This window comes from Candidatus Protochlamydia sp. R18 (genome assembly GCF_000648255.1).
Taxonomy (GTDB): Bacteria; Chlamydiota; Chlamydiia; order Chlamydiales; family Parachlamydiaceae; genus Protochlamydia; species Protochlamydia amoebophila.
The window spans coordinates 24,787-38,085 of record NZ_BASL01000777.1 but is presented as its reverse complement, the minus strand read 5'-3'; the positions used below and the strand labels follow the sequence as shown (position 1 = coordinate 38,085).

Sequence of the window (13,299 nt, the reverse complement as noted above, 5' to 3'; positions counted from 1 at the left end):
AAAGTTTAATTTTTTAATGCAGCTTCAAAATTTGAATTTAAAATAAAAAAGGTAAATGAGCGAAAACTTGAAGATAAATTTCTATAAATTTTTTTAATTTTTTGTCCGATGTCCGAATTCAGCAATTCCTCTTAATAATTCATTAAAAGTCAGCTGTCCGTCGGCAATTTGCTTGATGGCATCATTAAACATGTCGAGGCTTAAAAGTAGATTTCCTGTAATAATGATTAGTTGAGCTGTGTCAATAGCCGATTCTTTGATTAACCAATTGTAACGATATGTTAGTCTATTATTTAACTCATCTAATTCAAATCCAGGCCAATCTAAGTTTTGATTGAGAAATAGTAACAAACTTGCTATTTGATTTACTGCAAGTGGAGTGACTTCAAATGGTAATTGATACAAAAACTGGATTCTGAAACATCGATCTTTATCGATCTTTTTGAGTATTGAGGGATCAAGTTGCTGTTCAAAAGCCATGATTTTAATCATTTTCCTTTTTTCTTTAGAGTTCGTTTCTGCAATGGCAACCAAATAATCAAATGGCTCTATTTCAGAGGCTGCAACATAGGAACAATCAAAAAAAGTTTCTTTTAAAAGAGAAGAAATGCGTTGTAAAACCATAATTTCACTTAATTAGGATTCATAGAAGGAATTAGATTTGCTTGGATACGAGCTTGTTGATATTGAATAAATTCAACTATTTCAGAATCTTCTAATGTGAAGAATTTTTGCAAAGCTTTTTTTAAAGATTCTGGATTTTTCATCGCTTGAGCTTGTAAAACTTCAATGTCTAACCCTAATTGTGTTTGAAGAAGTACTTTGGTTTCTTCGCTCAATAAGCTTAAATCCATAGCTAATAATGATTCGTTTAAAGCCTTCCAAGTATCAAAATTTTGTGGACTCTCCGTAATGCTTAAAGACGCAGATTTTGCAAAGTCTTGCAAACGTGCATTATTAATCCGAGTTTGTATTGCTTTTATTTTTCGATTCCACTCTTGGACTTTAGATTGACTCAGTGCATATTGAGTCTTAGCTTCTTCATATTTTTTAAATGCTTTTTGATATTCCTCAGTTGAAACGTCTTTTTTATGTAAGTTTTTTAAAATAAAAGCTATATCTTGTAATTTTTTATTTTTGCGTAGAGAGCAATATTCTTCAATTCTTGCTCGGACTCGATTGAACATTAATTTCACATCTGTCAAATTGGTTTCTACAGCAGTAGAAGCAGATTTGTATTTAGATTTTTGATAATAGCTAGCACCTAAAAACCCCAACGAAAAAATTGTCGACGCGATAGATAAGCCTATTAAGATAAAACCAGCGCCAGCGACAGGTGTGGTTAATAATCCTATAATAGCGAAGGTAGTAGAAATAACGGCAAAAATCGAAGCTATGGTAAAAAGTGTCCCTGATTCTACTAATTTAAATTTTGTAAAATTTCGCTCGATTTCATGTTTTTTTGAAATCATTTCTTTAAGGCTATTTTTCGTTATATGTTCTAAAGTTTCTTGATGGTCCACATAAAAATATAACAGGTCTGCTGAAGTATAATTTTTCATAAATCGATCAAATTGTTTATCTGAAACGATTATACGTTCAAAAGCATTGATTATGTGAGCTTTGTCCTTAAAACGAGAAATTGTAAAACCGAGTTGAAGCTGATTCGCAATGTTTTGTAACTTGATGATTTTCTGTTCATTAAAAATAGCTTCTTGTTCTTTTAAAATACGTTCAATTTCTTTTTCCGGTAGGTTTTCAAAAAGAAGGGGAGATAAGTTTTTTTTAGAAAATTTTTCTCCATATAAAACTCTAAATTGCCCAGCAAGTTGTTCGTACTGTCTCTTTTTCAATTCAACAATTTTAGGTTTGAGTTCTTCAAAATGAGGAGTTAATTGTAAGACTTTTTTTCTGGTAACAGCTTCTCTTTTAATCAGTAAGTTTTTACTTGTTTGAATAAGATAATCGAGCTGACCTAAAACTATTGCAAAGTCCGTGTATTTAAAAATCAAATCTTGCTTAAATTCAGCGTGAAGTTCCCAATGATCAATTAATTCACTCGTTGTATTGATATCTTCCATTAATTCAATACCAAAATTTTTAAGCTCTTGTTTAATTTCTTCAAAAACCATCGTTGGGTGATAAATGAGCTTATCTAGCTCTTCTTGAAATTTCTGAAAGTTTTTTTCAGAAATTTCATTTAAAATTTCAGGAAATTGAACTTGAAGGGGGGGCTCCATTTGGGTTGCTATATGACTAGTTGGTTGTTGACGATTTTTCCATTGCTTAAACGCTTCTGTCCACCCTGTATAAACACAGTGATTAGTCACAGCTCTATGTAAAACGAATCCAGAAAGAATAAGTGATAAAGCTGTTTTTGCAACAGTGACACCTGTTAAGAGGAATTGAAAGGCCTTAGTAGTTTGATCAATGGGAAGATATTTTAAAGGAATTTTGACGAATGAAAAGAATTTTTTACCGACTTTTAATTGATACTTAGTTTTTTGTAAGTTGATTTGCTTTTCTTGAATTTTAAGCTTAATTTCTAATTCACTAATAATTTTTCCCAATGTAGCTAAAATTTTTTTAATTTCTCTTTGTTCGCTTTTGGAAATTTTCTTATCCTGAAGCATTTCTTTTTTTATGTCATATTCGTTTTTTAAACTTAAAAAAACTTTTTTTGAAATTTCTAAAATCTTTGTTTTATGCATTAACACTAAAGCACTTACTCCTAAATCAAGAGCATTCAAAAATTTCCCGGCATGGTCAGCTATCTCATCTAAAGACTCTAAATGATTTCCAAGGATCGTTCCTTCTTTGATTAATTTTTCCGGAAGCAAATTTTGGAGATATTCTATTCCATTTTGCACAGTGTCATTCCCAGTATCAGCATATTCATGTGCCCATTTAGTGAAATCCAAAATCATTTTATAAAAACGACTACCGTGTATTACTTCATCTATTTTTTCTAAAGTTTGCGTAATTTGTTTTTCTTTTTGAACAATTAAAGCATCTAATTCTTCCTCCAATAATAAATTCAATCGCTCGGAATTTGAAAATTTTAGTGGGGGTAATAAAGTTTGATTGACTGGAAAAAGGGGATTATTATCAATTAATTTATAAGTTGTTTGTTTTTTTGTTTCAAAAAAATATGAAGGAATAAGATTACTTGAATGGATTGGACCTCCAGCAGGTGAAGCCATAAATTCCTCCTAAAACAATAATAATAATAAATGTATAATTGAATTATATAATTTGATTATTAATTTATAATTAAACAGATAAAATAATTAAAAATTATTGAATTTGTTTTAATATTTTTAATTATAAAGGAATTAAGTTGAATTTTTTGAGCCAACCAAGAGATTTTTAGACATTTTTTTGATTTTATATTGAGAAAATTAAGTAGGAGTCAAAAGTAAATAAAAAATATTTAAAAGTATAAAAATTTAGAAAAAGCGTGAGAACTCATCAATTTAACATTCGCGCCTTTAGTTATAAAATCTGTGTTATATGTGAGATAGAGAGTTTTTGAATTTTAGGAAGATGTTTTTGCTGCTCTGAACTGAAGTCCATATAAATATCGGCATATTCCGGTAATAAAGGGAGTTTTTCGGAAATTCTGACTTCTTTGCTAAATTAGCCTAACATCTTCTTTTCAAAATCTTGTGAGTGGGTTTTTTTTAGACTTATTCCAAAATTGATACCCATTCCCTCCTATACATTTCTACTAAAATCAAAGCAGCCTCTTGAATTTTTGTGCTGAGTATAGGTATGGTTTGTGATTATTAAGAGCTAGAGGGAAAGCGTGAAAACTATCGTAAAAACCCTCAGGCATGATCGATACCCTTTTATTATTTAAAGAGTTGGAGATATTTTTGTGATTTGCCTAAGCATGATCAATCCAATCTAGCCCAAAACTTAACTGTAGGTCTTCTTTTTTATTAAGTTTAGAGGAAAAATTTCTATTGCCACTGGTTTTTTGTATTTCTATTTGGAAATTTCATAGGTAAAAAATCATTTGTAAAGAAATTGGTTTGATTGCGACTTCAATTTTCCAAAATAATGAGAAAATACATAAGGATTTTCTCAACCTTGGCTTAACTCCTAACCATTCTCGCGATAAGGAATAAAGAGAGCTTGAAAAAGTTCTATTGAAATATTTAACTGACTTTTCAACAAGAATGTATGGATTTAATTGATGTGAACTATTGTTTTTCAAGGATGAGATTTTATTTGGATAGGTTGTAGTAAGCTATTTGGGTAATTGATAAGAAACTTGATGCTCACCTGTTCCCAAGCGCTGCTTTGTCAAATAATACTTCCATTTTGTTTATCTAAATTAAGTTTTAAAAAAAGCTAATTAAAATCATTAATAGAAGTAAGAGTTAATGTTAAATGATTTTTCCTCATTTGGCAGTTGTGTGTTTTGAGTTCACATATCCGGAGTCTTTCTGATAAAATATTTTAATTAAAACTTTTTCATCAGGGGCGATATCAAAGGATGAGGATGGAATTGTTTTGGTGGTATAACCAGCAAGCTCTTCTGCTATCACATAATAATGTTTTCCGGGAGGAATCGGTAAATTAGTGATAGATCCAATAGAAGAATGAATGATTTGTCCATTTAATAAGAGTTTCCAACTAACGGATCGATTAACTGTTAAACTAAATCTAGCCATTTTCAGAGGAATACTTTCAGAAGGAAAAATATAACGAGGTAAAAGGGAATAAGAAAAAGAAGGGGAAAAAAACTTGAGATTGCTTATAGATAAGGTATTATTTGGCCCTTTAAAATCAGACATGGCGACGTCATGAGCTGTTTTATGACGAATATGAATTTCTTGATCCACTTTGAGAACAGCTTCACTTGTCAAAATAATTTTTCGAACCGGAATTTCTTCAAAAAAATCATCAGCATTGGGAAGCACAAACTCAATTCGATATTGGCCAATTGGTAAATGGCTGATAACAACTGTACGTTCTGAAGAGGTGTGGGTATTCGCAAGGAAGTCATCTTTTTTTGGGTATAGTGTTTTTTCGTTGTTCTCATTAATTAACCAAAAACGGACACGATCTAGGCGATGACCTTTTTCATTTGTTTGATAATTAACAATTAATGTACCTACTTTATTTGTTTGTGTTTGTTCTCCTAAAAGATTAATAACAGGAGCAAAACAAAATAGTAGCACGGTTAACAAATATATCAACCTTTCCACGCCTATCTCCTTAGAATGTATTATGTATAATTATAATTTTATTTATAAGTTTTATATCAAATTTTAAATTTCAAAAACAACATTTTAATAATTGAATGTTTTGATTATCAGTAAATTATAAAATGTATTAGATTGTTAGCTTTTTTAAGGATAATTGAGATTTGGTATGGTATTTGGGTTGGAGCTCTCTAAATTTTGCTGATATTCATCAATTATTTGGCCGTACTCATTAATACACATAAAATATTGTTTATCTGGCTGAAGAGTTACAATAATTACATGACGTATAGAGATAAATTTAGCTAAATATGAGGGTTGCGTATGTTTAAGCTGTCGCGCTTTTTTAATTCCCCAAGCACCGTCTCCTAAATAAATTATTCCTTTGGGATGAATTTTATTTTGCAAGAGAGGGTAAGTTCTTTTATAGGCGTGGTCATGGTGTTCGAAAGCTGCGTGAAGATTTCCTTGTTCAAAAGCAGGTACCCAAAATTTTCGGATAATAGAACTTCGTTTATTATTGAAATTACGAATGGAAGGGTAAGCGGGTACATGATAAATCGCAAAACGATGTTGTATATGCTGCCTTTCCCTTAAAGTTCGATTTAGCCAAGTGGTTTGTTGACCTGATACAGGGTTGGCATGCCCTGAATCTAACAACCAGATACTTAAATAAGAATTAAAATCAAAGACATTATAAATGCTAGTTTCAGCCATTGGGAAAAGAGAACTGAAGATTTTGGCTTGTGCTGGGGTTTGTTGATAATGTCCTATTAGGTCATGATTGCCTATTGCTGCAATAATGGGAATTAATCTTCCTTCAGGAGTAATCATGGATAGATGCCAAGCTTTTAACCATTCTATCCAACGCTCGATTTTTTGGAAAGGGATGTATGATGCTCCAACACCATAAGCTATGTCGCCTCCTACAAGCGCAAAAGAAGGATTTGTTTTGGCTGCTTGTTTGCATATGTCAATCATCAAATCAATCCCATCATGATACATATCTCCACCTACGACAAATCGAAGAGGTCTTTGTAAAGAGCAAGGAAGTGTACGAAATAGATGAGTTTGACTATTTGTTTCAATTTTAAAAATATACTCAGTGTCGGGTTCTAAATTAGTGAGTTCTACCCTGTTAATAAAATACGAAGGAGAATGAGGAAAGTTAAAAATGATTCCTTTTACTTGTATCCAATTGGCTTCTGTACTTTGTCGGTAAAATAATTGCACTTCTTTTTCTTTCTTAGAAGAAATCCATTGAATTGTCATTGTTGTTGTAGGATCTTTTTGCCAAGTTAAGTAAACAGTTTTTGAGGCAAGATCATCACCATATAAAGACAAATTTAAAAAAATACTTAAAAGGGAAATAAAATAAGAAAACCAGAATGGCTTGTATTTGAATTCAATACTAGAGTTGGACGTATACGTGGTTGTCATAATTTTAACGCTTTGAAAAAGTAAAAAGAGGCCATATGTAGCATATTGCCTCTTTGAGTTCAAGCGAAGAGATTTATGTGTTTTTAAGAGCTTCTTTTGTTAAAGCTTCTAAGACACGATTACTTCGATTAACAAATTCATGTAAAGAATGAGGTTCCATTTCTCTTTGTGAAAGAAGGGCAAGCTCATAAACTTCTTGGGTCAAATCTTTTGCCAAATTTGGATTTTGTTGGTCTAGCTTTTGAATTGATTCAAAAAGAGAGTTGTTTGTGTTAATCACAAAAGTTTTTTTATTAAACAAAGACATTTGGATATTACGTTCTTCTGGATCTAAGCGCATCATGTATTCACGCATTCTCCGTTGTTTCTCATCAATAACAATAAAACCTGGAAGTGAATCAGAGGCCAAACTTTTCGCTTGGACTTCAACATTATCATCATTCAGTTTAGTTTGCACAAATTCAGCAAGCTTGCTTGCTTCAGTTCTCCCTTCAGCATCCAGAACTGTTTTTTCTCGGCTTTTATCCACTAGATTTTCATGTACTTCAGCATCAATACGTTGAAATGTGATAGGGGCTAATTTATTTTCTAGAAAATTGATTAGATAAGGATCTAAAGGGCTATTAGCTGATAGTATTTCAATACCTTGTTGTTTATAAATATCCATCATGTGAGCGCCAATTTTCTCATCAGTAGCATAAAAAACTTTATCTTTCGTTTTCTCTTTATTTCTTTCTAAATAATCAGGGATAGTCAACCATTCTTGATCAGTATTTTTCCAAATTAAAAACTCTTTAGCTCTTTCATAAAATTTATCATCTTCTAAGATTCCTAATTTGACGATAACAGAACTATCCTGCCAAGCTTGAATAAACCTTTCCCGGTCGGTTTTATAAAGGGTAGACAAGCTATCCGAAACCTTTTTAGAAATATGACTTGCAAGTTGTCGAACAGTGCGATCCATTTGTAAATAGCTTCTGGAGACATTCAATGGAATGTCTGGACTATCAATAATTCCTTTTAAAACACTTAAGTAGTTGGGAATTAAATCCTTGCAGTTATCTGAGACGAAAACTCGATTGCAGTAAAGGCTAACATGACTTTTATTCATATCAAAATCACGTTTGATTTTAGGAAAATAAAGAATTCCTTTTAAACGAAAAGGATAATCGACGTTAAGATGAACCCAAAAAAGAGGGTCTTCTTCTAGAGGAAATAATTGGTGATAAAAATTTAAATAATCTTCTTTTGTACAATCAGAAACAGATTTAATCCATAAGGGTTCAAACTCATTGATTCGCTGACCATCTAAATAAATGGGATAAGGGAGAAACGAACAATAGTGTATTAAGATTTTTTTTAAGTGTTCTTTATCTAAATATTCATCGCTATCTTTACTAATAAAAAGAGTAATTTCTGTTCCTCTACTACTTTTAGTCCCACGATCCATTTCATAATCAGATGATCCGTCACAAATCCATAGAACAGGTTCAGCCTCATTTTTATAAGAAAGTGTGTTGATTTCTACCTTATCAGCGACCATGTAAGCAGAATAAAAACCTAAACCAAAATGACCGATAATTTGTTCGCTTTCTTGATTTGATTGATATTTATTTAAAAATTCTTCAGCACCCGAAAAAGCTATTTGCGCAATATATTTTTTTACTTCTTCCGCATCCATTCCAATTCCATTATCGATAAATTTTAGGATACGAGTTTCTTTATCTATTTGAATATCAATACGAAAATCTTCATCTTTAACTTCTACGTCTCCTTGATCACGTAATATTTTAACTTTTTGAATCGCATCGCAGGAGTTAGAAACCAATTCTCTCATAAAAATGTCTTTATCAGAGTACAGCCATTTTTTGATGATTGGTAAAATATTTTCACTGTGTATTTGAAGAGAGCCTTTTTCCATTTGAATACCTTTAAAAATTCATTAATATTAAGAAATTATAGCAATGCAAGAGATTTCTACTAATGCGTCTAGAGGAAGTTTTGCCACTTGAATAGTTTGTCTTGCTGGGGGAATAGAATGAGAAAATCGTTTACTATAAGCTTCGTTAACGATTGCAAAATCATTTAAATCTTTGAGAAAAACATCGCAACGAACGATATTTTGAAATGTACATCCAGCTTCTTTAAGAATTGCTTCAAGATTATCTAAAACCCGATTGATTTGGAGAGAAATATCATTTAATTCTAATTTCCCTGTCGTTGGATCAATGCCTAGCTGTCCAGAAACATACAAATGTTTATCTGCTAACACAGCTTGGGAATAAGGACCAATAGCTTTTGGAGCCTGCATTGTCTCAATTTTTTTTAAATTAACCATAAAAAACTCCTCATTCATAAAAAATATCAAGTTTGGCATTTTATGCACTTAGGAAGTTTTTGCCAATAATAGACTTGTTTTAAAAGATCAAACTCTCAAAGAAAAATAAAACTTAAGGGTATCAATAAATGAGCTTACCATTTTTATTGCTGGGAAAATACTAGCAGATTATACCTTGTATAATATAATGACTGAGGGTAGAAATAAATCATTTAACATTTTGTTGATCTGTAGGATTGCATGATAAATTACTTTTTTTTTCTAGATACTGTTTTCGCTTTCCGGTGTTTATTTCAGCTCACTATTCCCGAAAAAATATTGCCGATTGTTGTTGCTGATTCTGGAGGATTTGATCCTGTTTTAAGTTTATATGCAATTGCTGCTTTTGTGTTGATAGGTGTCGGTTTAGCAGCTTTAATTCTTTTTACAAAGGCCAAGTTTGTTAACTCTGAAACGTGTACAATTAAAATCAATCAAGATGATGCTTTAACTATTCATACTCCGGGAGGAGGAACGCTTCTTCATGCTTTGACCTCTCATGGTATTCCCATTCCTTGTCCATGTGGGGGAAAAGCTACTTGCAAACAGTGTCGAGTTCAAATCCTTGAAGGAGCTAGTGTTCCTTTACAAACTGATATGGATACATTTTCAAAAAAACAACTGAATGATGGTTGGCGCCTCTCCTGTCAATCCAAATTAAAAAGGGATTTACAAGTTCAAGTTGATGAGCATGCCTTAGGAGTTAAAGAATGGGTAGCAACAGTTTTAAGTAATGATAATGTTGCTACTTTTATTAAAGAGTTAATTGTTGAAATTCCCGAAGGAGAAGAAGTTCCTTATCAATCGGGAGGATATTTACAATTTCATGTCCCTTCTTTCAAAACAAATACAGAAAATTGGAAAACAACGATGAACTCCAAATATTATGCCGATTGGGAAAAATTTGGCTTATTTGGTAAAGAAATTGACTTTTCCCATTTACCTCAAAAACCCAATGAAGTCATAAGAGCTTACTCGATGGCGTCTTATCCTGCGGAAGGACGGAAGTTAATTTTTAATATTCGTATTGCGACACCACCTTTTGTAAATGGAAAAATGCAAAATGATGTTCCTTGGGGCATTTGTTCATCTTATGCGTTTGGTTTAAAACCTGGAGATAAAATTCGTTTGTCTGGCCCTTATGGAGAGTCGTTCATGATTCATGATGAGCGAGAATTGGTTTTCTTAATTGGAGGTGCTGGTTCTTCTTTTGGGAGAAGCCACATTCTTCATTTATTCAATACTGAAAAAACCTCAAGAAAACTAACCATGTGGTATGGGGCAAGATCTTTAAAAGAAAATATTTATCAAAATGAATATGAAAAATTAGAAAAAGAGTATGCTAATTTTGCTTATCGATTAGTTTTATCAGAACCACTCCCAGAAGATTTAGAAAAAGGCTGGCCTGCCAAAGATCCTATCAAAACAAACTTTCTTTTTAAAGCTTTTGAAGAAGGACAGCTTAAAAAGATGGATTATCCAGAAGAATCTTTATTTTATGTTTGCGGCCCTCCAATGCACAATAAAAGTGTGCTTAAATTATTAGATGAGTATGGAGTTCCGCGAGAAAATATTATTTTAGATGATTTTGGGAGTTGAAACACTTATTAAGGCATCTTTAATTCTTTAGTCTAGGCTGCTTGGCGGACTTTCTGGAGTTTTTCGGATTGATCTGCAAGGTATTTTCAGTTTTCCGCTTGAATTTGGGGGGTAAATAAATAAAAATTAATGAAAATAAGCCTGTTCTGCAATTAGCTGCACAAAAATGCTTTTTTGTGAGAAGATTTTTTGTAATTGTACGGAAGCGGAGTAATAATGAAGAATCGATGGATTTTAATTGGTCTATTACTTTTATCACAGGCCTTTCTTCAAGCTTATGAAGAACATCATCCTAAGGCATTTATCGCTCAAATGCAAGGTATAGACTATATCCCAGAAAAAAATTGGACTGATTGGGTGGTCAAAATTGGCCATTTACACCACATTTTTGTTCATTTTCCCATCGCATTGCTTACTATGGCTGTTTTTGCAGAAATTTTATTTGCTTGGTATAGAACTTCTTTTTTTGAGAATGCAGCTGTTTTTATGATCATTTCTACGGCAGTTTTAGTGCCCATTACTGCTTTGTTGGGATTTGCGCTGTCATTAGGCCAATTTTACCCTGATACACTAAATGATGTATTTGTTTGGCATCGCTATTTTGGCGTAGTCACTGTCATTCTGGCTCTATGGGCATGCCACTTGCGCAATCAATATGGCCGCGATTCTTCCAAGGGATTGGGCTCTTACTATATTTGCTTATTTTTCTCTTTCTTAGTTGTCAATCTTACGGGGTTATTAGGCAATACTCTTACATTGGGATGGAATCTTTAATTCTTTTCAAAATAAATTTATTAATGAAAGCTCTTTATTGTTGCCATTAGTTTTGGATTTTATGCTTCCACCCATCCCCAAGCAATGACGTCTGATATAGTTGTCGATTGGTGTCGCAACATCATCAAGCGATCAAATCCAACAGCAACGCCACAACAATCAGGAAGTTTTTTTAAAGCCTCTAAAAATAAAAAGTCTAAAGGGAGTGATTTTTTGCCAAGATCGATTCTTTGTTTGTTGCTGGCTAAAAATCTTTGTTCTTGTTCTTTGGCATCTGTAAGTTCGTGGTAACCATTTGCTAATTCAACTCCTTTGTAATAAATCTCAAATCTTTCTGCAACCTCTTCTGCGCCATGCTTGCGTCTACAAGCAAGAGCAGCTTGTGTAGCTGGATAATAAGCTAACACACACAATTCTTGTTGTCCTAATTGCGACTCAATTTGAGCTCCTAAAATAAGATTAAGGAGGGCATCCCGTCCTTCTTCAAGAATGGAAGTATAAAATGGAATTTGATGGGCTTGAATATAAGCAAATAATTCTTGATTCGTTGCTAAACAGTAATCAATCCCTGTATATTTAAGAAAAAGATCTCGATAACTAATGGTTTGATAGGAGAGGTTACCTAAGAACAAACGAATAAAAGCAACTGTTTCTTCAATCATTTGTTCTAAATCAAATCCTAAACGATACCATTCAGCCAACATGAATTCAGGATTATGCTTAGAACTTAATTCTCCATCGCGAAAAACGTGAGAAAGTTGATAACAATCACCTATGCCCTCAGCCAAAAGACGTTTCATTCCATATTCGGGAGAAGAATGGAGATAGCAGGTTTCTTGTTGATGATAAAGTGCGGGAATTAAGTCAATATGGGCATCGATAGATGCTCTTAAACTGAGACAGGGGCAATCAACTTCTAAAATTTGGCGGGCCGCAAAAAATTGACGGGATTGACCGAGCAGGGTAGCTCGATCATGTAATCTTGAAATTTTAGACAGTTGCACTGATTAGCTCGAAACTCGCGAAACATATTCTCCAGTACGAGTGTCTACTTTAATTTTTTCACCTTGCTCTACAAAAATAGGAACTTGAACTTTTGCACCGCTTTCCAATATAGCTGGTTTTAAAACTCTACCTGATGCCGTATCTCCTCTAACGCCAGGAGAAGTATCTGTAATGACCATTTCCATAAATGTAGGAGGTTCAACGTTAACGGCATTTCCATTGTAAAAAATCACTTCATAGACATGATCGTCTAATAACCATTGAACAGTCTCTCCAATGCTTTCTAAAGAAATCTTAATTTGTTCGAAGCTTTTCTCATCCATAAAGATGACCCCATCACTTTCTTTGTAAAGCATTCGCATTTCTTCTTCGGCAACATCAGCAAGATTTAACTTTTCTCCGGACTTGAATGTACGCTCGATGACACGTCCTGTTAATAAATGTTTCATTTTAATGCGGTTAAAGGCTTGCCCTTTACCTGGTTTGACAAATTCATTACTGATGATAGTGTAGGGTTGTGCTTCGACCTCTACCTTTACTCCACCCCTGATTTCGCTTGTGCTCATTTGTGCCATAGATCACATTCCTTTGCTAAAATCTTATTTTGATAACGGGATTAGAAATAAGTAAAAAAATCCATTACTTATTCTAAATTCGCGTTTGATAAATATAAAAGTTGTTTTTAGGTAATTAAATGAAAGCTTTAATGTCATTGATAAATGATAAAACTTTTTACTAAAAACCTAATAACTCAAATTTTGAATTTTTTAGATCATTCACTATACGTTAAAAAGTGATGGAAAGTCCAGAAATTTGCTTTCTTTGAAAACGCCATTTTATGCATTAAATGAAACAAAATCGTTGAATCATCAAAAGAACTTCTGAATT

The 13,299-nt window shown here is 32.7% G+C and carries 10 protein-coding genes; 2 read left to right on the top strand and 8 right to left on the bottom strand.

Translation table 11 applies throughout. From position 1 onward, the window contains the following. Positions 1-93 precede the first annotated feature (93 nt). The 6 genes from TY19_RS10585 to TY19_RS10560 all read right to left on the bottom strand — a co-directional run bounded on the left by TY19_RS10585 (position 94) and on the right by TY19_RS10560 (position 8,994). Positions 94-624, bottom strand: coding sequence for a hypothetical protein (locus TY19_RS10585; protein ID WP_042282406.1), 531 nt, complete (start codon positions 622-624; stop codon positions 94-96). 8 nt (positions 625-632) lie between these two features. Continuing rightward, on the bottom strand, positions 633-3,203 hold the full coding sequence (locus TY19_RS10580; protein ID WP_042282405.1) for a hypothetical protein: 2,571 nt from the start codon (positions 3,201-3,203) through the stop codon (positions 633-635). Between the two features lie 1,206 nt (positions 3,204-4,409). Beyond that, positions 4,410-5,219 (bottom strand): hypothetical protein, encoded by an 810-nt coding sequence (locus tag TY19_RS10575; RefSeq protein ID WP_148300676.1) that lies wholly within the window; start codon positions 5,217-5,219, stop codon positions 4,410-4,412. Positions 5,220-5,363: 144 nt separating this feature from the next. Beyond that, complete coding sequence (locus TY19_RS10570; protein ID WP_052354915.1) at positions 5,364-6,656, bottom strand: purple acid phosphatase family protein; 1,293 nt, start codon at positions 6,654-6,656, stop codon at positions 5,364-5,366. 73 nt (positions 6,657-6,729) lie between these two features. Next, positions 6,730-8,577 (bottom strand): molecular chaperone HtpG, encoded by a 1,848-nt coding sequence (gene htpG / locus TY19_RS10565; RefSeq protein WP_042282402.1) that lies wholly within the window; start codon positions 8,575-8,577, stop codon positions 6,730-6,732. Positions 8,578-8,604: 27 nt separating this feature from the next. Beyond that, a complete protein-coding gene (locus tag TY19_RS10560) occupies positions 8,605-8,994 on the bottom strand; it encodes a Rid family detoxifying hydrolase (protein ID WP_039360282.1) in 390 nt (129 codons plus the stop codon). 240 nt (positions 8,995-9,234) lie between these two features. Between TY19_RS10560 and nqrF the strand changes: the two genes are divergently transcribed. Together nqrF and TY19_RS10550 are read left to right on the top strand one after the other, a co-directional pair. After that, positions 9,235-10,632, top strand: a complete 1,398-nt coding sequence (gene nqrF, locus TY19_RS10555) for an NADH:ubiquinone reductase (Na(+)-transporting) subunit F (protein WP_226988519.1) — start codon at positions 9,235-9,237, stop codon at positions 10,630-10,632. A gap of 216 nt (positions 10,633-10,848) precedes the next feature. Further along, a complete protein-coding gene (locus TY19_RS10550) occupies positions 10,849-11,406 on the top strand; it encodes a DUF2231 domain-containing protein (RefSeq protein ID WP_042282399.1) in 558 nt (185 codons plus the stop codon). Positions 11,407-11,465: 59 nt separating this feature from the next. Here TY19_RS10550 and epmA read toward each other — a convergent pair whose 3' ends face one another. Together epmA and efp are read right to left on the bottom strand one after the other, a co-directional pair. Beyond that, on the bottom strand, positions 11,466-12,410 hold the full coding sequence (epmA, locus tag TY19_RS10545) for an EF-P lysine aminoacylase EpmA (RefSeq protein ID WP_226988518.1): 945 nt from the start codon (positions 12,408-12,410) through the stop codon (positions 11,466-11,468). A 3-nt stretch (positions 12,411-12,413) separates the two neighbouring features. Next, on the bottom strand, positions 12,414-12,986 hold the full coding sequence (efp, locus tag TY19_RS10540) for an elongation factor P (RefSeq protein ID WP_011176075.1): 573 nt from the start codon (positions 12,984-12,986) through the stop codon (positions 12,414-12,416). Positions 12,987-13,299: the final 313 nt, after the last annotated feature.

What these genes read in the sequence shown, in the direction of transcription:
- TY19_RS10585 (WP_042282406.1), bottom strand. Translation starts at nt 624, where the DNA reads ATGGTTTTACAACGCATTTCTTCTCTTTTAAAAGAAACTTTTTTTGAT.
- TY19_RS10580 (WP_042282405.1), bottom strand. Translation starts at nt 3,203, where the DNA reads ATGGCTTCACCTGCTGGAGGTCCAATCCATTCAAGTAATCTTATTCCT.
- TY19_RS10570 (WP_052354915.1), bottom strand. Translation starts at nt 6,656, where the DNA reads ATGACAACCACGTATACGTCCAACTCTAGTATTGAATTCAAATACAAG.
- htpG (WP_042282402.1), bottom strand. Translation starts at nt 8,577, where the DNA reads ATGGAAAAAGGCTCTCTTCAAATACACAGTGAAAATATTTTACCAATC.
- TY19_RS10560 (WP_039360282.1), bottom strand. Translation starts at nt 8,994, where the DNA reads ATGGTTAATTTAAAAAAAATTGAGACAATGCAGGCTCCAAAAGCTATT.
- nqrF (WP_226988519.1), top strand. Translation starts at nt 9,235, where the DNA reads ATGATAAATTACTTTTTTTTTCTAGATACTGTTTTCGCTTTCCGGTGT.
- TY19_RS10550 (WP_042282399.1), top strand. Translation starts at nt 10,849, where the DNA reads ATGAAGAATCGATGGATTTTAATTGGTCTATTACTTTTATCACAGGCC.
- efp (WP_011176075.1), bottom strand. Translation starts at nt 12,986, where the DNA reads ATGGCACAAATGAGCACAAGCGAAATCAGGGGTGGAGTAAAGGTAGAG.